19 protein-coding genes and 1 pseudogene are annotated in these 18,687 nt (G+C 60.6%); 5 read left to right on the top strand and 15 right to left on the bottom strand.

Going from position 1 to position 18,687, the window contains the following annotated elements:
- Nucleotides 1–73 precede the first annotated feature (73 nt).
- The 12 genes from AAAK34_RS00585 to apaG all read right to left on the bottom strand — a co-directional run bounded on the left by AAAK34_RS00585 (nucleotide 74) and on the right by apaG (nucleotide 12,083).
- Nucleotides 74–958, bottom strand: coding sequence for a branched-chain amino acid ABC transporter permease (locus AAAK34_RS00585; protein WP_231697688.1), 885 nt, complete (start codon nucleotides 956–958; stop codon nucleotides 74–76).
- Nucleotides 959–1,069: 111 nt separating this feature from the next.
- Nucleotides 1,070–2,290 (bottom strand): ABC transporter substrate-binding protein, encoded by a 1,221-nt coding sequence (locus AAAK34_RS00580; RefSeq protein WP_231697687.1) that lies wholly within the window; start codon nucleotides 2,288–2,290, stop codon nucleotides 1,070–1,072.
- Nucleotides 2,291–2,331: 41 nt separating this feature from the next.
- Nucleotides 2,332–3,039: an ABC transporter ATP-binding protein gene (locus AAAK34_RS00575; protein ID WP_231697686.1), complete on the bottom strand. Its 708-nt coding sequence runs from the start codon at nucleotides 3,037–3,039 to the stop codon at nucleotides 2,332–2,334.
- Between the two features lie 45 nt (nucleotides 3,040–3,084).
- On the bottom strand, nucleotides 3,085–3,846 hold the full coding sequence (locus AAAK34_RS00570) for an ABC transporter ATP-binding protein (protein ID WP_231697685.1): 762 nt from the start codon (nucleotides 3,844–3,846) through the stop codon (nucleotides 3,085–3,087).
- Nucleotides 3,847–3,965: 119 nt separating this feature from the next.
- A complete protein-coding gene (locus AAAK34_RS00565) occupies nucleotides 3,966–4,442 on the bottom strand; it encodes a CinA family protein (RefSeq protein WP_231697684.1) in 477 nt (158 codons plus the stop codon).
- A gap of 9 nt (nucleotides 4,443–4,451) precedes the next feature.
- Complete coding sequence (locus AAAK34_RS00560) at nucleotides 4,452–4,928, bottom strand: phosphatidylglycerophosphatase A family protein (protein ID WP_231697736.1); 477 nt, start codon at nucleotides 4,926–4,928, stop codon at nucleotides 4,452–4,454.
- 167 nt (nucleotides 4,929–5,095) lie between these two features.
- The gene (gene thiL / locus AAAK34_RS00555; protein WP_231697683.1) at nucleotides 5,096–6,127 is read right to left on the bottom strand and encodes a thiamine-phosphate kinase; all 1,032 of its coding nucleotides are present in this window, start codon (nucleotides 6,125–6,127) and stop codon (nucleotides 5,096–5,098) included.
- Nucleotides 6,128–6,175: 48 nt separating this feature from the next.
- Nucleotides 6,176–7,012, bottom strand: a complete 837-nt coding sequence (locus AAAK34_RS00550) for a gamma-glutamyl-gamma-aminobutyrate hydrolase family protein (protein WP_231697682.1) — start codon at nucleotides 7,010–7,012, stop codon at nucleotides 6,176–6,178.
- Nucleotides 7,013–7,098: 86 nt separating this feature from the next.
- Nucleotides 7,099–8,214: a YbdK family carboxylate-amine ligase gene (locus AAAK34_RS00545; protein ID WP_231697681.1), complete on the bottom strand. Its 1,116-nt coding sequence runs from the start codon at nucleotides 8,212–8,214 to the stop codon at nucleotides 7,099–7,101.
- Nucleotides 8,211–9,452 carry a cation:proton antiporter gene (locus AAAK34_RS00540; protein ID WP_431777621.1) on the bottom strand — a complete coding sequence of 414 codons (1,242 nt, stop codon included), beginning with the start codon at nucleotides 9,450–9,452 and terminating at the stop codon, nucleotides 8,211–8,213. The genes AAAK34_RS00545 and AAAK34_RS00540 overlap by 4 nt, the downstream gene beginning before the upstream one ends.
- 146 nt (nucleotides 9,453–9,598) lie before the next feature.
- Nucleotides 9,599–11,557, bottom strand: a complete 1,959-nt coding sequence (locus AAAK34_RS00535) for a site-specific recombinase (RefSeq protein WP_431777620.1) — start codon at nucleotides 11,555–11,557, stop codon at nucleotides 9,599–9,601.
- A 130-nt stretch (nucleotides 11,558–11,687) separates the two neighbouring features.
- Nucleotides 11,688–12,083: a Co2+/Mg2+ efflux protein ApaG gene (gene apaG / locus AAAK34_RS00530; RefSeq protein WP_231697678.1), complete on the bottom strand. Its 396-nt coding sequence runs from the start codon at nucleotides 12,081–12,083 to the stop codon at nucleotides 11,688–11,690.
- Between the two features lie 141 nt (nucleotides 12,084–12,224).
- Between apaG and rpe the strand changes: the two genes are divergently transcribed.
- The 5 genes and pseudogenes from rpe to AAAK34_RS00505 all read left to right on the top strand — a co-directional run bounded on the left by rpe (nucleotide 12,225) and on the right by AAAK34_RS00505 (nucleotide 16,765).
- On the top strand, nucleotides 12,225–12,905 hold the full coding sequence (gene rpe, locus AAAK34_RS00525; RefSeq protein ID WP_231697677.1) for a ribulose-phosphate 3-epimerase: 681 nt from the start codon (nucleotides 12,225–12,227) through the stop codon (nucleotides 12,903–12,905).
- 52 nt (nucleotides 12,906–12,957) lie between these two features.
- Nucleotides 12,958–13,692, top strand: coding sequence for a phosphoglycolate phosphatase (locus AAAK34_RS00520; RefSeq protein ID WP_431777619.1), 735 nt, complete (start codon nucleotides 12,958–12,960; stop codon nucleotides 13,690–13,692).
- A gap of 30 nt (nucleotides 13,693–13,722) precedes the next feature.
- On the top strand, nucleotides 13,723–14,673 hold the full coding sequence (locus AAAK34_RS00515) for a succinylglutamate desuccinylase/aspartoacylase domain-containing protein (RefSeq protein ID WP_231697675.1): 951 nt from the start codon (nucleotides 13,723–13,725) through the stop codon (nucleotides 14,671–14,673).
- A gap of 285 nt (nucleotides 14,674–14,958) precedes the next feature.
- Nucleotides 14,959–16,457, top strand: a pseudogene (gene trpE, locus AAAK34_RS00510) (anthranilate synthase component I).
- Nucleotides 16,454–16,765: a chorismate mutase gene (locus tag AAAK34_RS00505; protein WP_231697673.1), complete on the top strand. Its 312-nt coding sequence runs from the start codon at nucleotides 16,454–16,456 to the stop codon at nucleotides 16,763–16,765. The pseudogene trpE and the gene AAAK34_RS00505 overlap by 4 nt, the downstream one beginning before the upstream one ends.
- Nucleotides 16,766–16,820: 55 nt before the next feature.
- Here the strand turns inward: AAAK34_RS00505 and AAAK34_RS00500 are convergent, their stop codons facing one another.
- From AAAK34_RS00500 to AAAK34_RS00490, 3 genes are all read right to left on the bottom strand, one after another.
- Entirely contained in the window at nucleotides 16,821–17,285 is a 465-nt protein-coding gene (locus tag AAAK34_RS00500) for a c-type cytochrome (protein WP_431777618.1), read from the bottom strand.
- A 73-nt stretch (nucleotides 17,286–17,358) separates the two neighbouring features.
- Nucleotides 17,359–18,054 carry a nitroreductase gene (locus AAAK34_RS00495; protein WP_431777617.1) on the bottom strand — a complete coding sequence of 232 codons (696 nt, stop codon included), beginning with the start codon at nucleotides 18,052–18,054 and terminating at the stop codon, nucleotides 17,359–17,361.
- An 81-nt stretch (nucleotides 18,055–18,135) separates the two neighbouring features.
- On the bottom strand, nucleotides 18,136–18,639 hold the full coding sequence (locus tag AAAK34_RS00490; protein ID WP_231697670.1) for a macro domain-containing protein: 504 nt from the start codon (nucleotides 18,637–18,639) through the stop codon (nucleotides 18,136–18,138).
- Between the last annotated feature and the right edge of the window lie 48 nt (nucleotides 18,640–18,687).

Genomic DNA, 18,687 nt, shown 5'->3' with positions numbered 1-18,687 from the left:
GAGTGTTCTTTGCCGACGCAGGCTTGCCGGGCAGAGGAGTCGATGCGGCAGGAGATATGGAGGCAGTCATGGCTTACTTCTGTGTGCCGAACAGACCTGCCGGCCGGGTCAGCAGCACGATGGTCATGATGATGAAAATGACGGTGCTCGAGGCCTCCGGATAAAACACCTTGGTGAGCCCCTCGATCAGCCCCAGGCCAAAGCCCGTGACAATGGCGCCCATGATGGATCCCATGCCCCCGATCACCACCACCGCGAAGACCACGATGATGAGGTCAGCCCCCATCTGCGGACTGACTTGGTAAATGGGCGCGGCCATCACTCCGGCCAGTGCTGCCAGCCCTACACCAAAGCCATAAGTGAGGGTGATCATGCGCGGCACGTTAATGCCAAATGCCTGCACCATCTGCGGGTTCTCTGTGGCGGCACGCAGATAACCACCCAGTTTGGTGCGCTCAATGACGAACCAGGTGATGAGGCAGATAATGAGTGAGGCCACAATGACCCAGCCCCGGTACTTGGGCAGGAACATGAAGCCCAGGTTGATGCCGCCCATCAACTGCTCTGGAATGGCGTAAGGCAGGCCTGTGGAACCATACTGGTGCCGGAAAAAGCCCTGAATCATGAGCGCCATGCCAAAGGTCAGTAGCAGGCCGTACAGATGATCGAGCTTATAGAGTTTGGCCAGCATGGTGCGCTCTATGACCACACCAAGGGCGCCTATCAAGATGGGTACCAGGAGCAACGACCACCAATAGCTGATGCCCAGATGGTTCAGCAACAGGTAGGCGCCAAAGGCGCCCAGCATGTACTGCGCACCATGCGTGAAGTTGATGATGTTGAGCAGCCCGAAAATGACGGCCAGGCCGAGCGAAAGCAAGGCATAGAACGAGCCATTGATGAGGCCGATGAGCAGCTGCCCCATCATGGCCTGTATCGGAATCCCGAAAACTTCCATGTGTGATCTCGTTCTTTTCTTTGTACGCGCTTGGAACCCACGAGCTATCGCTCAGGGAAATGGCACTCTCGCGAGGCCATTTCCCTGACGTTCGCGGTCTAGGAGACTTGGTTACTTCTTGGCCACCAGCGGGCAGTTACCCTCGGCGATCGGACGGAAGGCCTGATCGGCCGGAATGGTCTGCTTCAGCTTGTAGTAGTCGTAAGGTCCCTTGGACTCGCTGGGGGCCTTCACCTCGAACAGATACACAGGGTGGATCTTGCGGCCGTCAGCGCGGATGCTGCCCTTGCCGAACAACGGATCGTCCGTCGGCATCTCTTTCATCTTGGCCACTACCTTGCTGCCGTCGTCGGTCTTGGCGGCATCAATTGCCTTCAGATAATGCAGCACGCCGGAGTACACGCCCGCATGATCAGAAGATGGGAACTTGCCCTTGTTGGCTGCGGTGAAGCGCTTGGTCCAGGCCCGGCTGGAATCGTTCAGGTCCCAGTACCAGGCTTCTGTCACGTTCAGGCCTTGCGCCACATTCAGTCCGAGGCCGTGAACGTCTGGCAGGAACACCAGCAGTCCGGCCAGCTTCTGGCCGCCTTTGACAATGCCAAACTCCGCCGCCTGCTTGATCGAGTTGATTGTGTCGCCGCCCGCATTGGCCAGGCCGATAATCTTGGCCTTCGACGACTGCGCCTGCAGCAGGAAGGACGAGAAATCTTGCGTCGCAAGCGGTACCTTCACGCCGCCCAGTATCTTGCCTCCGGACGCCTTCACCACGTCGGAAGTGTCGCGTTCCAGCGCGTGGCCGAAGGCGTAGTCGGCGGTCAGGAAGAACCAGGAGTCTCCGCCGCTCTTTACCACCGCGCTGCCGGTGCCGTGCGCCAGCATCCAGGTATCGTAGAGCCAGTGCACGGTGTTGGGTGAGCAGGCCTTGCCCGTCAGGTCTGACGTGGCAGAACCGGTGTTGATGTGCACCTTGCCTTTTTCCTTGGTGACCTCGTTGATCGCAAGGCCGACAGAAGAGGTGGGCACGTCGATGATCATGTCCACGCCGTCAGAGTCATACCACTTGCGCGCGACGCTGGAACCCACATCGGGCTTATTCTGGTGGTCGGCGGAGACGATCTCGACCTTCAGTGTCGATTTGCTGCTCTTCAGGTAGTCTTCCACCGCCATGCGGGCAGCCAGCACGGAGCCGGGACCGCCAATGTCGGCGTACACGCCGGACATATCGTTCATGACGCCAATCTTCACGACGTTTCCTGAGATCTGGGCTTGAGCCACACCTCCGGCACACAGGCCCAGCCCAGCGACCAACCCAGCGATCAAATTGCGTTTCATTGCGACATCTCCTTCAAAATAAGTTTGCAGCCACGGGAAAATCAAACACCCAGGTATTCGTGCAGCATCGCCATGTTGGCGTGCAGTTCTTGAGCGGAAAACTCGCGAACGATCAGTCCGCGCTCCATGATGTAGAAACGGTCGGCCAGCGGTGCGGCGAAGCGAAAGTTCTGCTCCACCATGAGCACCGTGAAACCACGCGTGCGTAGTTCGCGGATCATGCGGGCCAACGCCTGAACAATGACGGGTGCGAGACCCTCGGAGATCTCGTCCAGCAAGAGTGTCTTGGCACCGGTGCGCAATATGCGCGCCACCGCGAGCATCTGCTGCTCACCCCCCGACAGGCGTCCGCCAGGGCTTGTGCGCCGCGTCTCCAGGTTGGGAAACATGGCGTAAATTTCATCGACGCTCATGCCCCCCTCGGCGACCTTGGGCGGCAGCATGAGGTTCTCCTGGCACGTGAGAGAGGTCATGATCGCTCGCTCTTCCGGGCAATACCCCAGGCCCAGACGTGCGATATGGTGCGGTGCCATGCGTACGGTCTCGTTGCCATTGAGCGCAATAGTGCCTGTGCGCTTGCCTACCAGACCCATGATGGCGCGCAACGTGGTGGTCCGGCCAGCGCCGTTGCGCCCCAGCAGCGAAACCACTTCGCCCGGCATCACTTCGATGTTGACCCCGTGCAATATGTGAGACTCGCCATACCAGGCGTGCACGTCTTTGAGCAGGATGGCGGGTGCATTGCTCATGTCAATGGCTCTCCGTAGTGCGCGTCAGAGACTCCGGGCGTGTATTCATAGCGTCTCCTCGGCGCTGCCCATGTAGGCCTCCAGTACCTGCGGATTGCGCGACACCTCGTCGTAAGGGCCCTCCGCGATTACCTGGCCAAACTGCAGCACGGTGATCATGTCGGCGATGCTACCGACCACACTCATGTTGTGCTCCACCATCAGGACCGTGCGGTTGGCCGCCACCTTCTTAATCAGTTGCGTGACCATTTCCACATCTTCCAGACCCATGCCCTGCGTGGGTTCGTCCAGCAACATCAGCTTGGGGTCCATGGCCAGCGTGGTGGCAATCTCCAGGGCACGCTTGCGTCCGTACGGCAGTTCGGTGGCTTGCAGATGGGCGAAATCGGCAAGGCCTACGAAACCCAGCAACTCCATGCACCGGCTGTCCAGTTGGCTGAGGCTACGGGCCGATCGCCAGAAGTGGAATTCCGTCTTCAGCGTCTGCTGAAGCGCCACGCGCACGTTTTCCAGAACGCTCATGTGCGGAAAGGTGGAAGAGATCTGGAATGATCTGACCACGCCCCGCCGTGCGATCTGCGCAGGCTTTTCTCGCGTGATGTCGGTGCCATCGAACACGATCTGGCCGTGCGTTGGCTCCAGGAATTTGGTGAGCAGATTGAAGCAGGTCGTCTTGCCGGCACCATTGGGGCCTATCAAGGCATGAATGCTGCCTCGACGCACTTTAAGGTTGACGTCGTTGACGGCAACAAAGCCTTTGAACTCTTTAATGAGTCCCCGGGTTTCCAAAATGATGTCTGAACTCATGCGACCCAATGGTGAAGCTCACTGTTGGCGAACTGGTTCAGCAAATTATGGGTGCGGCCCGCCTTTGTGCCGATTGGGGTTTGTACCGGAGAGGGTTCTCCCTTGCCTCAAGGCGCGACTCAAGACTTGATAAGTCTCGCCATCAGTCCGCTGAGCGCGTGCGACACCGTCGCACCACGCACGGCGGCCCGGTCGCCATCAAAATGCTGGCGTTCGCTGCTGGTTTTTCCGTTCAAACACCAGGCGAACCACACAGTACCCACGGGTTTGTCTGCACTCCCGCCGCTGGGTCCTGCCACGCCAGTGACTGCCACGCTGACTTGTGCCTTCGAATGAGCCAGCGCGCCTTCCGCCATGGCGCGGGCCACCGGCTCGCTCACGGCGCCATGTTGATCAATCAAATGCAAGGGGACACTCAACATCTCAACCTTGGCGGCATTGCTGTAAGTGACGAAACCCCGGTCGAACCAGTCGGAGGAGCCTGCCAGATCAGTGCAAGCGCCCGCGATCAGGCCTCCAGTGCAGCTTTCGGCGGTACACAGCTGCCAGCCGAGTTGGCGCAGGGTGTTGGCCAGATTCTGAACGGTTTCGTTCATACTTTTTCCTCACCAGGCGCGCCACATTGCGATCACCAGGAGCGTGCAAAAAGCCGCCACCAGATCATCGAACACGATCCCGAAGCCGCCACGCCAGCCCGTAGCGCCGTGCATCAGTCGATCGGCCCAACCCACCGGACCGCGCTTGACGGCATCAAAGATACGAAACAGCAGGAATGCAGCCAGTTGTCCCCAGAAGCCGGCCGGCAATACCAGCCACAGAACGATCCAGAACGCGACGATCTCGTCGACCACAATGGCGCTTGGATCAGCAATGCGCAGATTTCGGGCGGTGACTGCGCTGGCCCACCACGCCACAGGTAGAGAAATGGCGATCAGCAAGCCTTGCTCCATGGGTGTCGTCCACCATAGAGACATGACTATCCAGGCCAGCCACGCCCACAGCGTGCCAGCGGTGCCCGGCGCGACCGGAGAAAGCCCGGAGCCGAAGCCGAATGCGATCCAGTGTGCTGGGTGCATGCGCATGAATCGGGCGTTGGGGCGAACGGCTCCAACTGCAGGCGGCCCAGCGGAATGTGAGAGCGGCTCCAGCTGTGCCGGCTCGGTGACGGAAGAGGGCGCGTCACCTTGGGCGCGTTTGACCGGTCGCGCCTGTACGTCGGTGATGTCTTCGTTTGAAGCGTCTGAAAAGCTCATGATTTACCGGTCGGTGAGTCTGCCGCAGTGGCGAAGTGGTCGAAGGCGCGTGCCGCGAAGCTGTGCGGCTGGCCGTTGCCACCTGTCAGCCGCAGACCGGATTCGGACTCGATCCGGCCAACGCGAGCGACCGTTGTCAACGTCAATTCGGCAGCGGTTTGCACGGCGGCGCGACTGGCAGGCGGAGCTGTGAAGACAAGCTCGTAGTCATCGCCGCCAGTGAGGGCTATGCCCAGCCATTTCTCGGTGTCGAAAGGTTCACTGGTCTTTGCCATGAGGGCGCGAAGGGGGATCGTATTCAAGATGCTCTCTGCATCAAGGCAGGCTCCCGCGCCGCTGGCTCGGAGAATGTGCCCCAGGTCTCCGGCCAAGCCGTCGCTCACATCCGCGCAGGCGCTGGCCAGGCCCCGAAGAGCTTTGCCCAGAGCCAGGCGGGGAGTAGGGCGTTCAAGCCGCAGGCGTGCCGCCGCCTGGATGGCGGGCGGCAAAGTCCACTCGCCGCGAAGTGTACCCAGCCCCAGGCGTGCACTACCCAACTCGCCACTGACCCAAATATCGTCGCCGACACGCGCGCCGTCGCGCCGCAGCGCCTGGCCAGCTGGCAATTGGCCGAATACGGTAATGCAGATATTGAGCGGGCCGCCCGTCGTGTCACCGCCTATCAGCGGACAGCTAAATGCATCGGCCAAAGAAAACAGACCGCCTGAGAAGGCTTGCAGCCAGTTGGCATCGTTGGCGCGTTCGGCCGGAAGTGCCAAGGCAAGGGTGAAACCCATGGGCTCGGCCCCCATGGCCGCGAGATCGCTCAGGTTGACGGCCAGCGCCTTGTGGCCCAGCGCCGTCGGGTCGACGTCGGGCAGAAAATGCCTGCCTTCGACCAGCATGTCCGTGCTGACCGCAAGTTGCATGCCGGGCGCAGGCTTCAGCAAGGCGCAATCGTCACCGATACCCAGTTCAACGGCACCCGAGTGCGCATGAGACTGGGCGGGTACCTTGAAGAAGCGTTCGATCAGTTCAAACTCGCCCATGGCTGTGCTCCACGGGCCACGCACGCAAGCTGGGTCCTGAGGTGGCGCTCATCGCTTGATCTTCTCCCGCACACGCACCACGCCATCCGTCAGAAGGCGCATGCGGCCCGCCCGCCGTGCGGCCGCCTTCAGGAAGGCCATCATCAAGGGGCCGCTGTCCAGAACCCCGGGCTCCTCGTCCGCGTTGCCCAGATGAAACTCAGGGTGCCATTGCACGCCCATCACAAAGGGCGAGTCGGCGTGCCGAATGGCTTCGGGTACCAGGTCGATGGGGCTGCGTGCCTCAAGAACCAGACCCTTGCCGAGGCGATCGACACATTGGTGATGGATGCTGGTGACCCGCCGGGGCTCATAGCCGTAGATGTCCGACAAGCGCGACCCGGGCAGAAAATGCACTTCATGGGTCAGGCGGTCGTAGTCGCGGTCATCCGCATGACGGGTTGCCCCTGGCCATTGCGTGGGAATGTCCTGGATCAGGGTGCCGCCGAAGTAGACGTTCAGCAGTTGCGCACCCCGGCAAATTCCCAGAACCGGCTTGCCTGCCTCAATAAAACCACGCAGCAGATCCAGTTCGTACTCGTCGCGTATCGGGTCGCTGTCGGTGTCTTCTTTCCAGGGTTTGGCGCCATAGGTTTCAGCGCAAATGTCGATCCCGCCTTGTAAAACCAGCCCGTCGAGGTTTTCTACCAGGCTGCGCAGAGGCGCATAGCGGCGCCTGCGGGGCACGCGTTGGTCGAGGAATGGGATCATCAGTGCCGCGACGCCGTGAGACATGATCCACTGCGCCATGTTGCTTTCCAGAAACTGGAGGGGTTTTAGAGGCAGCCCCAATCCGGGCGGCGGGCTATGCAGGAGGCGGGCGGAGATGCCGATGCGCAAAGTCATGTTGTAGGGTCGGGCGTTCAGCGATGAATAGGGGGCAGAACAGTCGTCATTTTCACGCGAAACCCTGATTCCGCGTGGCCGTAGGTTTAACTCCTGAATCGAAGTGCCGCCTGCCGGACCACTTCGCCTAGTAGGCGTTCCTGGGTCTGCCTCTCGCGCAGCCACCGCGCGTCGTTGCGATTTTCTTCAACTTCGGCGCGCAGCATGGCCAGCGCGCCCTCCGCCTTGCCTTTCTCGGCGTATGGGGCCAGGCGTTCCATGGTGAGCAGCAGGTGGTCACGCAGTGGCAGATGCTCTCCGGTGGGGGGATCCACATAGACTGCATCAAGCCCAAAGCGGCAGGCCTGGAAGCGGTTGTAGCTGTAGACGAGGTAGTCGTCCTCGGTGGGGGTAAATGGGCGCTCGGCTTGAAACCAGGCCGCCAGCGACTGCACGTAGCCGGCCAGCGCGGCCGCGCGATCCACGCACAAGGGTGTGTCAAATACGCGCACTTCGATGGTGCCGTACTCGGGCTTGGGGCGAATGTCCCAGTAAAAATCCTTCATGCTCTTGACCACGCCAGTGCGGGTCATCTTGTCGAAGTAGGCTTCAAACTCGGCCCAAGTCAAAATGCAGGGTGCGCGTCCCGAGAGTGGGAAGGCGAACACGGAATTGAGCCGTGCCGAGTCAAATGCCGTGTCATGCCCCTGCACATAGGGGCTGGAGGCCGCCAGCGCAATAAAGTGCGGTATGTAGCGCGACATGCAATGCAGCGTATAGAGCGCCGTGTCGGCATCCGGGCAGCCTACATGCACGTGCTGGCCGAAAATGGTGAACTGTTTAGACAGGTAACCGTAGAGCGCGGAAAGCTCTTGGAAGCGCGGTTTGTCGTAAATGCGGCGCTGGTGCCATTGCTGAAACGGATGCGTTCCTCCGCCCACCACGGCAATGTTCAGCTTGTCTGCGCATTTAACCAGCGCATCGCGAATCTGCGAGAGTTCGCCAAGAGCATCGCTCCAAGTGTTGCAGACGCCTGTGGAAATCTCGATCATGCCCGAGGTCATCTCCGGCACCACGCTACCTGGAAGGTTGATCTTGCTCATCAGACGCAGCATGTCCTCTGCGTAAGGCGCAAGGTCATAGTCATGCGTGTTCACCAGTTGCAGTTCCAGCTCGACGCCCAGCGTGAGCGGTTTCGAGTGGCTGAAGGCTTCGAGGCTCATGGCAACCTCCCTGCGGAAGGGTCGGCGCCTTGGAGGCTGGTGTCTGATCGGGGCTTGCTGGTCTCCTTCGCTCGGTAGAGCACGGCCGTTACCAGCACCGCGCCCAGCAACTCGGTGATCAAGATCATGGGCAGAGCCACGTTGGCCACCTGCGAACCGATGCTTTGCGAGGCTACGACGAACTGCGAGGTGAGCAGTAGCGCTACAGAGGACATCGGCACCATCGTGCCGCTCACCCAGAGTGATTTTTTCAACGAAATGCCAGTGCCGTAGCCGGTCGCCGCCAGGCTGACGGCTTTTGCCAATGCGCGCACCGCAATCAATGCCAGCGCCGCCCAGGTGATGCCCAGCGTCCAGTCGGCCTGTGCCGCCACCGATGACACCAACACGAACATCAGGATGTTGAGCATGGATGCCGCAGTGCCCAACTGGCGCGGCCAAACCCAAGGCCGCGGGTGAATCTGCTTGAGCAAAATGCCGCCCAGCAAGGCTACCAATGGCGCAGAACCGCCAAACGGCGGGGCGAGCGCGGCGCAGGCCCCGATCAGCGCTAGCATGACAATGGTGGTGTCTTCGCTGGTCGGATTCATCAATCGCATAGCGCCCGTCAGCAGCCCTGCCAGCATCGCGCCGATCAGAAGGGAAACACCCAGAACCGCGGCTGACGCAGCCATTGAGGCCAGCAGCGTGCCGTCAGCACGGTCGATCGAGCGCAACATGGCAGTGCCAATAGTCAGCGCATACAGCGTGTTCAGAGTAGTCAGCGCGATAGCGCGGTCAGTGACCGGCCCCGACGCGCGCAGATCGGACACCACGCGCATCAGCACCGCTGGAGAGGCGGCCACGGCAATCACCGCCAGCGCCCGTACCACCGCCACCTCCAGTCCCATCCAGTGCAAGACGGCGAAGGCGGCCAAGAACGTCAGCAGCGATTCCGCCGCGCTTTGCACCAGCACCATGGGGTTATGGCGGAACCAGCGCAGCGGCAAACGTGCGCCTGCCTCGAACAACACCAACGCAATGCCCAGTTCCAGCAGGAACAAACCAATACCTTGCAGGGGCCAGGCGGCACCAGCGAAGCCGATCAAACCCGTGATCGTACCGACCACGGCATAGCCAATGATCTTGGGTATCTGCGCATAGCGCTGTGCCAAGTGCCCGGCCAGGGCGGCCACAGCCAGCAGCAGCGCCCACTCAAGAGCGGGGAGGCCCGGTGTGGCCTGGATCCAGTCCCCCAAGCGATGGTTGATCTATCGGTCAAGCGGCAAATTCCTCCTAAAGGGTGGTGCGGGTTGGCATTTCAGCCAGGGATCGAAGCCCCCGCACGGCCTTTAATAGTACCTTGCTCGTCAGAGGAGGCTCTGGGAGTATTGCCCAGGTTGGATCATTCAGCCGGACGCACGGGGGCACCCCCGGCATTGTCGGCACTGCCATTTGACGGCACAGGGTCAGGTTTCACGCGAACTGGCAGCAAGAACGAGAGCGGCTGGCGCAGCACGCGCTGGCCCAAGGCGACATACATGCGGCGGCGGTCAACGCCAGTCACGTTATGGGCCGTCAGCGCCAGGCGGAATGCGAAGTAGAAACTGGAGGCCAGATTCAGCAACCCAGTGATCACAATGCCACCCACGGCCCACCAGAAGGCTGATTGGTGTACTACCTGCCAGCCGAGCTCCACGGCGCTTGCCGCTATCTGTCCGGACACCAGGGTCACGTGCCGGACCTCGAAACCAATGCCGAAAAACCTCAGGATCGGGGGCGCCAAGCCGAGCATGAGCCCCAGCGAAATATTGGCCGTGTAGCTCGAAATATTGCTTCCCCAATAGCGTCCCCAGCGTGCGGCGCGCTCGCGTCCGAGAAATCCGGTAATGCGCGGGTGGTAGGCAATCACGGAATCAAGTCGATTGAAGACGAACCAGTTTTCCACCCAGCCCGCGATCACGCTGGAGGCAAAAAGGAGTAGCCCTGTGGCGGTGGCAAACAATGCTGTGAGGCCCAACAGGTGGTGATCGGTGAGAATTTTCTCAGCATGATGCGTATCCAGCACCTCATCCCAGCCCAGATAGTGCAGGCCATAGGTAAGCAGCATGACCAGCGGTATCACCACGCCAACGTTACCCAAAATGGCAGCGAACTGAGAGCGCAGCAAGTACACCACTTCAGAGACAAAGCCCTCTACGGCATCTGGGGCATCCATGTTCCTGAGCTTGGCAGCCATCGCGGGCGCGGTCATAGCCGGCTGCTTAGTGGCCACTGTCCATTGCAGGAGCATGATGATGACGAAGGACACTGCATAGTTCATCCCGGCCGCCAGTCCGCCCCAGAATGCCGAGAGACTGAGCGAGACAATAAATAACTTTGCCCAGGTTGTAAAAGCCAGCACGAGACCTCCGCCGCCGGCGGCTTTCAGCATATGGGTATAGTCGCCCCGTGTTCGGGTGATGTAGTGCTCGCCGGTCTCGGCGTTGCGTTCCGTCACCTTGGCGGCCAGCAATTCGGTGCTGGTTCTCAGCAGTGCCCGCAGGCTGCGGCTGTCTCGGTTTACACGTACCAAATGGGAGAGCAACTGTGCCGTGGCCAGCGCGGGGGCGTCGGTTTCCAGGCAGAGCAGCAGCGCCTTCACGCGAATGATGCGCTGGCGAAGCTGGCGCATCTGAAATTCGATGTGCACCGAAATCCCATGCTCTTCGAGATGTGCATACACCGAATAAGCGGCCGCGCGGCAAGCGTCGAGTTGTTCACGGAGCTGGCCGATGGCCACCAGAGAAGGCGCACTTTCCCTGCCATGCTCAATCACCGCATTTCGCAGAACTTCGAAGGCGGAGGGTAGCTCATGGAACGGCCTGGTCCGCATGGCATCTGGAGACATGCGGGTGCGAATTTCAGACGAAAGTCCGATGGCGATGATCTGGCTGATGCTGTAAGTCAGTGCGTCCAGCAGAACCCGCTGTGCGAAGTCTGGCGACCCTGACTGCTCCAGATCTTCCGGGGTGGCGCGAAAGAGCAGGGAGCGCAGGCGCTCAAGGGTACCGGCGTCCAGGGCGCGCAGCCACCGGGCGTCGAATTCGCCGGGAAAAAGAAGGCCGAACAGCTCTCCCAGGTCGGTCGTCTCGGGCGTCGCGGGCAGCAATTTGCGGCGCAGGCGGTTGACAAGTTCGCTCATGAAGGCGGGCCTAGGCGCGAAGCCCAGGTCCGCCAGCAGCGGGGTTGCATCTGTGGTGGAAAGAAACTGCGCCCACCACTGATGCCAAAGATGCAGCCACTCGGGGCGCAACTCGGCCGCGTCCAGCAGCATTCGCACCCTCGCGACTGCGGCGTCGGGGTCCTTGGATTCACCGCGCACCCAATCCAGCAGTCGGACCAGCCATAGGTGGCGCTCAGCCAGGGGGCTTCTGGGTCGAGCGCGCTCAGAAGTTGGTTCAGCTCAAGCTGAGATGTCGCCATGGGGAAAAGAGTTGTATGAAGGAGGCGGCTCAGTGCAGCACGCGGGGACCGCTGCTGCCGCCATCACTGGCATCCAGCACAAAAAGGGGAATCTCTACGTCGAAGCGTTCACCATCAGCGGCGACACAAAAATAGCTGCCATGCATGGTGCCCGTGGATGTGCGCAGGCGGCAGCCACTGGTGTACTGAAAGGCTTCGCCTGGCTTGAGCAAGGGTTGTTGCCCCACCACGCCCAAGCCCCGCACTTCTTCGGTGCGGCCCCTGGCGTCATTGATGATCCAGTGGCGCGAAATCAGCTGCGCGGGCACATCCCCGGTGTTGCGCACCGTGATGGTGTAGGAAAAGCCATAAAGCTCCTGCGCCGGCTCCGACTGATCCGCCAGGTATTGCGGCTCCACTTCCACGCTGAACTGGTATTTAGGCATCCTCCTATGGTAACCGTGGAAACCGCCCTCAGAAGCCCACCACCCTTACGAAAACCGCATGAATGCTGGCTCTTGGCGTGGAACGCGTTATGTACTTCGTCATCCTCCAGGCTTTATCAAATTGCGAGAGAATCTCCCACCATGAGCACGACTTACCGTATCGCCCCGTCCATTCTTTCGGCCGACTTCGCGCGTTTGGGCGAAGAGGTAAAAAATGTGATCGCCGCTGGCGCCGACTGGATCCACTTCGACGTCATGGACAACCATTACGTACCGAACCTGACATTCGGCCCCATGATCTGCCAGGCCATCAAGCCCCACGCCGTGCGAGCGGATGGTCAGCCCGTGCCGCTGGATGTGCACATGATGGTGCAGCCCGTGGACGCCCTGGCTCAGGCCTTCGCCCAAGCTGGTGCCGATCTGATTAGCTTCCACCCAGAAGCCAGCGCCCACCCGCATCGCAGCGTTCAGGCCATCAAGGCCGCTGGCTGCCAGGCAGGTTTGGTGTTCAACCCTGCCACGCCACTCGAGGTGCTCGACTGGCTGATCGAAGACATCGACCTGATCCTCATCATGAGCGTCAATCCCGGCTTCGGCGGCCAGGCATTCATCGACAGTGCGCTCCGGAAAGTGGAAGACGCCCGCAAACGCATCATCGCTTCGGGTAAAGACATTCGGCTGGAGGTCGACGGCGGGATCAAAGCCGCCAACATCCGGCAAGTCGCCGATGCTGGTGCCGACACCTTCGTGGCTGGCAGTGCCATTTTTGGCCAGAAAGACTACGCGGCCGTCATTCAGTCCATGCGCGAAGCGCTTCGGTAGATCGCCTTTATCCCGATGGCACCCTGTTTTTTTGGGTGCAGGCCCCCATCTGTTGCCCGATACTCTTCGAGATGCAGATCCATCGTCAAAGCCCCCGTCCTTGCCCATCCGCGCCTGTATCGTCGACCTCGACGGCACATTGATTGATACCCTCGGCGACTTTGAAGTGGCGCTGAACGCCATGCTTTCCGAACTCGGGCGGCGCCAAGTCACCACCGCCGAGATCGGCCGCTGGGTTGGCAAGGGCTCCGAGCATCTGATCAGAACCGTGCTGACCAATACTGCCTCTACCGCGCAGGAGCGTGAGGGTGCTGCGGTGGAAGGTCTGTTGCCAGAGGCCTGGCGCCTTTACCAGCAAACCTACCTGCGCATCAACGGGCAGCACAGCACGGTGTTCCCAGGTGCAAGGGAAGGGCTCGACTATCTGAAGTCTCGTGGCCTGCCGCTGGCCTGCCTGACCAACAAGCCGCTGTCCTTTGCTTCGCCTTTGCTGAAGGCCAAGGGCCTTTCGGCATACTTCAGCCATGTGTTCGGCGGCGACAGTTTCGCCCGCAAGAAGCCCGACCCCTTGCCCCTTATCGAAACCTGCAAGGCGCTCGCCTGCGCGCCAGCCGAAACCCTGATGATCGGTGACTCAGCCAACGACGCCCAGGCCGCCCGTGCGGCGGGGTGCGCGGTGGTGTTGCTAACTTACGGCTACAACCACGGCGAGCCAGTGAATGCCGTAGACGCAGATGGATTTTTCGACTCGCTGACCGACATCGGCCCGTGGCTGGAGGCAAAATAGGAATCTGAAAACTTAAGGAGGCAGCCAAGCATGGACGCAGGAAACGAGTTGCTCAGGCGCGCGGCGGTCAACCCGCAGGTGCTGCAATGGCACACTTGGGCCGCGCTCAAGCCAGGCCCTTCGCTAGTGGTGCTGGGCGCGGTTCATGGCAATGAAACCTGCGGTGCGTACGCCATCTTGCGTGCCATAGACGATCTTCAGCACGGTCGGCTGTTGCTGCGGCGCGGCAGGCTGACTCTAGTGCCCGTGGCGAATCCCCTGGCGTTCGGGCAGAGAACGCGTGAAGGCGAACGCAACCTGAACCGCCGCTTCATGCCGCGCGACGATGCACGAGACTACGAGGATCACATCACGCGTCAGCTGGCGCCCGTACTGGCCTCGCATGAAGCGCTGCTCGATCTGCATTCCTTTCACACCCCTGGCGAACCTTTCGCAATGGTGGGGCCCCGAAATAATGAGGGCACGAGGGAGCCGTTCATGCGCGCGCAAGAGGAGTCTGAGCTGGCTCGCGCGCTGGGTGTCAATCAGATCGTGGAAGGCTGGCTGGATGTGTACGACCGAGCGTCGCGCGCCCGCGGCAAACCCCTGGACGACGAAGGCATTGGTACCACTGAGTACATGCGTAGCCAGGGGGGCTATGCCGTAACCATCGAATGTGGTCAGCACGACGATCCGGCGGCCATACGGGTAGCTGAGCATGCCATCCGGGGCGCCCTCGCCCTGCTGGGTATGGCCGACGTGCCCGCGCCCCCGCGCTTTTCCGGGCCAGCGGCTCGGCTTCAGGATGTAGTTCTGCGTGAATCAGCCGCTGATCAACTGGCACGAGAATGGAATAGCTTTGATGTCGTCCGGGCCGGGGATCTGATTGCACGGCGCGCTGACGGGCGCGAAGTGCGCGCCGCCTATGACGGCAGCGTGCTGTTCCCGTATCCGGAGGCGGCCGTCGGTCAGGAGTGGTTCTATCTCGCGGTGCCAGGCTGACACCCCCTCTGTCTACGCAAGAGGTGCTTGCCGGTCCCCATGCTTTGCTAAACTAGTGCCTATGTTCATTCACCGCAATGTCATTTCACCGCTGGGCAGTTTCGCCCAGGGGGCGTGGCCCTGGCGTAAGCCAGCACGCTGACTTGTCGAATCGCACCTGCAAGGGGTGCAAAGGTGGCGTCCTTGACCAAGAGGTTGGGCGTCTTGGAGAGAATGAACGGCAGACCACGCTGCCAAATTTTGAATGGCAGCACACGCTGCTCTGAGCTTGGAGGCTCAATTCCCGTGATCACAGAACTTGAATTCAAAAGCCTGACTTCGCAGGGATACAACCGTATCCCCCTGATGACCGAGGCTTTCGCTGACCTTGAAACCCCGCTGTCGCTCTACCTGAAACTCGCAGGAGGGCAGGGCGGTGGCAAGTACACCTTCCTGCTTGAATCCGTCATTGGCGGCGAGCGTTTCGGGCGCTACAGCTTCATCGGTCTTCCCGCGCGCACCATTGTCCGCGCCAGTGGCTTCGGGGCACAGGCCCGCACCGAGGTGGTCACCGACGGCCAGGTGGTTGAAACCCTCGAAGGCAACCCGCTCGACGCCATTGCCGCCTATCAGAAGCGCTTCAAAGTCGCGCTGCGGCCCGGCTTGCCCCGTTTCTGTGGCGGCCTGGCTGGCTATTTTGGCTACGACACGGTGCGCTACATCGAGAAGAAACTCGAAAACACCTGCCCGCCCGACACGCTAGGCACGCCAGACATCTTGCTGATGCACTGCGAAGAGCTGGCGGTAATCGACAACCTCTCGGGCAAGCTGTATTTGATCGTTTACGCCGATCCAGCCCAACCTGAGGCTTATGCGCGTGCCAAGAAGCGCCTGAAAACCCTGCGCGAGCAACTCAAGTACTCGGTCAGTGCACCCGTCGTCAAAGCTTCGCAAAACCACCCAGCTGAACGCAGTTTCGCCAAAGCCGATTACCTGGAGGCCGTGGAAAAAGCCAAGGCCCTCATTGCTGCCGGCGACTTCATGCAGGTTCAGGTCGGCCAGCGCATCAGCAAGCGCTACACCGAGTCGCCACTTTCGTTGTACCGGGCGTTGCGTTCTCTGAACCCCTCGCCGTACATGATCTACTACGACTTCGGCGATTTTCACGTGGTCAGTGCCAGCCCCGAAATTCTGGTGCGTCAGGAAAACACCCCTGAAGGCAAGAAAATCACCATACGCCCCCTGGCCGGCACACGCCCACGCGGCGCCACACCGGAGCTGGACAAGGCCATCGAGCAGGAGTTGGTGAACGATCCCAAGGAGCGTGCCGAACACGTCATGCTGATCGACCTGGCACGCAACGATATTGGCCGCATTGCCAAGACCGGCAGCGTGAAGGTCACCGAGGCATTCGCCGTGGAGCGCTACAGCCACGTCATGCACATCGTCAGCAACGTGGAAGGTATCCTCAAAGACGGCATGACCAGCATGGATGTGCTCAAGGCCACCTTCCTGCGGGCACACTCTCGGGCGCGCCGAAGGTGCACGCCATGGAAGTGATTGATCAGCTCGAACCCGTCAAGCGCGGCATCTATGGTGGTGCCTGCGGCTACCTCAGCTACGCAGGCGACATGGATGTGGCCATTGCCATTCGCACCGCCATCGTCAAGGACCAGCAACTCCACGTGCAGGCGGCAGCCGGCGTAGTGGCTGACTCAGTACCTGAAATGGAATGGAAAGAAACTGAACACAAGGCCCGTGCTCTGCTGCGTGCGGCAGAGTTGGTCGAAGAGGGGCTTGAATGACGAGGGCGATCGAGAAAACCAAAGCCTGCGCCAGCATGGCCGAAGTGCGCAAGCATGTAGACGCGCTGGACGACATTCTTGTACCCTTGCTGGTAGAGCGCGGGGGCTACATGACCCAGGCCGCCACCATCAAACCGAAGGCAGAACACGTGCGGGACGAAGCACGCATTGAAGCCATTGTGCGCCGAGTGCGCGCTCGCGCCGAGGCTGAAGGTGGAGAGCCCGATGTTATTGAAGCCATCTACCGCAGCATGATGGAAGCCTACATCGCCTACGAGCATCGGGAGTTTGCTCGATTGAAGGCGTAAGCCTGACAGTCTGGCGTCCTTACTTGGCGGCACTTCGCGGCAACACTGCCGCTGGTCACTGAGTTAGAGATTCGCGGTACTGAGCGTTGATCTCGTCATGGCGGCGCCGTATCTCGGGCGGCCATTGGGACTTGATCCAAGAGAGAACCGCCAGAATCTCATCATCGCTCAGCACACCTTCGTAGATCGGCATCGCCGTGCGGTAATCCGGCTGGTTAATCAGTCTCGCCAGACCGTGTTTGGTGATGGCGAACAACTGCTCGTCGGGGTGGTGCCACGTATGCCCCGTGGGATCATGAGGCGGTGCTGGCAGCAGGCCATCCGGTCCTCGGTCTCGCCAGTTGGCTTGCCCTTCGCCTTTGACTCCGTGGCACGCTGCGCAATGTTGCTCGTAGACGCGGGCTCCAACTTGAAGCCTTTGAGGGTCGTCTGGGCTAAGACTGTGCGGGAATGATGGCTCCTGCGGGTTGTTCGCACGCACGGAGTAAAAGCCTGCCGCTGCAATTGAAAGCGCGGTCATGGCTGCTGCTGTCCACAGGACTAACGGCTTCAAGATCATGGCGAGCTTCGGGGAGAAAAGATAGACGAGTTTGCTACTCGTTCGCCCAGCGCACCACTTCATCAATGTCGGCCCGCTCCGTGCGATAGGAGTTCGCTGGGTGATCGCGGTCAGCGTAGCCGAATGAAATGCCGCAGACCATGACCCTCTCCGCGTCGATCCCCAAGGCTTCCTTCACGATCTTTGAATACCAGGCCAAGGCTGCCTGAGGAATCGTTGCGACACCGTGGGCCGTGGCGGCTAGCAAGAAATTGCTCACATAGGCTCCACAATCCACCGCGCCGTACGTTCCCAAGGCCTCGTCCGAGGTAATGATGGCCACATGTGGAGCACCGAAGAAGCGATAGTTCTCCTCAGCCTGCTTTCTGTAGGCCTCCTTGTCCCCCCGTGTCACATTCATGGACTCATAGAGCTGAAATCCGCTCCTGCGCCTTCTTTCCAGGTAAACCCCACGGTACTCCCGCGGAAACGCGATATCCGGGTCACCGTCCCGCCCCGCTGCAATATGCTCAAAGATCTTCTGGCTGAGCCGATCCTTCGCATTGCCGCTCACTATGGTGACCTGCCAGGGCTGGCTGTTGCACCAGCTCGCCGTTTTCTGAGCCGTGCGAAGAATGGCCCGAATCGTGTCTTCGGGTACAGGTGTGCTCAGAAACCCTCTGCAACTCCATCGCTGGTCGAGTAACTCTTCAAGGGCCTCTATATTTTTGGTATCAGCAGGCAATTTCATCTCCTCATTGTCGGGCGACCGAACAGTGATTATCGGCCGCCAGACTCAGTTCCTACCCGCTGGCGGGCAGGAACTGGGGAGTTACAAACCTTCGTCTGCCGCCCCGTCCTTTTGGTAGGTGGTGTACACGACCACGGGAATGCTCAATTCACCCAAATACTGGGTGATCAGGGGCTTGACGTCTTCCCAATCCAGGCCGCCCACTCCGGTGGCCAGGCGAGGCAGGGCAAGGCTGGTGATCTGCTCCTGGCCGATGAACTTGGCCAAATTCTGCAGTGCAGCGCGCACATTCTCGATGCTGGCCTTGCCAGGCTTGGCGGTGGGACCCTGTCCGATGGTGTTCTGGGTGACCAGGTTGGCGATCCTTCGTGTGCCGCCGCTTTCCTGCACGCCCACCCAAGCCCACATCTCACCGGTACTGATGCCCCTGGAATGGGTGTCGTGCCGGTAGTCTTTGACAAGTGCGGGCCAACGCTCGCGCAACGCCAAGGCCAAGCCGCTGTCGAAGGGGTCGTGTGCCGAAATCCCGTGTGCGATCAAGTCCGCTTTGCTGAGCAGGATGTCGCCGGTAACCTCTTTGATCATTCGCTTTTCCTTTTTTTGGGTTGAAGGCGTTTGGCACTGTCTGCCCTA

Source organism: Ottowia caeni (assembly GCF_050821495.1).
Lineage (GTDB): Bacteria > Pseudomonadota > Gammaproteobacteria > Burkholderiales > Burkholderiaceae_C > Ottowia > Ottowia caeni.
Note: the sequence above shows the minus strand (reverse complement) of the source record. Positions and strands in the feature narration are given on the sequence as shown.

What these genes read in the sequence shown, in the direction of transcription:
- AAAK34_RS00515 (WP_231697675.1), top strand. Translation starts at nt 13,723, where the DNA reads ATGGACGCAGGAAACGAGTTGCTCAGGCGCGCGGCGGTCAACCCGCAG.
- AAAK34_RS00490 (WP_231697670.1), bottom strand. Translation starts at nt 18,639, where the DNA reads ATGATCAAAGAGGTTACCGGCGACATCCTGCTCAGCAAAGCGGACTTG.
- AAAK34_RS00550 (WP_231697682.1), bottom strand. Translation starts at nt 7,012, where the DNA reads ATGACTTTGCGCATCGGCATCTCCGCCCGCCTCCTGCATAGCCCGCCG.
- AAAK34_RS00560 (WP_231697736.1), bottom strand. Translation starts at nt 4,928, where the DNA reads ATGCGCATGCACCCAGCACACTGGATCGCATTCGGCTTCGGCTCCGGG.
- AAAK34_RS00565 (WP_231697684.1), bottom strand. Translation starts at nt 4,442, where the DNA reads ATGAACGAAACCGTTCAGAATCTGGCCAACACCCTGCGCCAACTCGGC.
- apaG (WP_231697678.1), bottom strand. Translation starts at nt 12,083, where the DNA reads ATGCCTAAATACCAGTTCAGCGTGGAAGTGGAGCCGCAATACCTGGCG.
- AAAK34_RS00495 (WP_431777617.1), bottom strand. Translation starts at nt 18,054, where the DNA reads ATGAAATTGCCTGCTGATACCAAAAATATAGAGGCCCTTGAAGAGTTA.
- rpe (WP_231697677.1), top strand. Translation starts at nt 12,225, where the DNA reads ATGAGCACGACTTACCGTATCGCCCCGTCCATTCTTTCGGCCGACTTC.
- AAAK34_RS00570 (WP_231697685.1), bottom strand. Translation starts at nt 3,846, where the DNA reads ATGAGTTCAGACATCATTTTGGAAACCCGGGGACTCATTAAAGAGTTC.
- AAAK34_RS00575 (WP_231697686.1), bottom strand. Translation starts at nt 3,039, where the DNA reads ATGAGCAATGCACCCGCCATCCTGCTCAAAGACGTGCACGCCTGGTAT.
- AAAK34_RS00580 (WP_231697687.1), bottom strand. Translation starts at nt 2,290, where the DNA reads ATGAAACGCAATTTGATCGCTGGGTTGGTCGCTGGGCTGGGCCTGTGT.
- AAAK34_RS00505 (WP_231697673.1), top strand. Translation starts at nt 16,454, where the DNA reads ATGACGAGGGCGATCGAGAAAACCAAAGCCTGCGCCAGCATGGCCGAA.
- AAAK34_RS00585 (WP_231697688.1), bottom strand. Translation starts at nt 958, where the DNA reads ATGGAAGTTTTCGGGATTCCGATACAGGCCATGATGGGGCAGCTGCTC.
- AAAK34_RS00545 (WP_231697681.1), bottom strand. Translation starts at nt 8,214, where the DNA reads ATGAGCCTCGAAGCCTTCAGCCACTCGAAACCGCTCACGCTGGGCGTC.
- AAAK34_RS00500 (WP_431777618.1), bottom strand. Translation starts at nt 17,285, where the DNA reads ATGACCGCGCTTTCAATTGCAGCGGCAGGCTTTTACTCCGTGCGTGCG.
- thiL (WP_231697683.1), bottom strand. Translation starts at nt 6,127, where the DNA reads ATGGGCGAGTTTGAACTGATCGAACGCTTCTTCAAGGTACCCGCCCAG.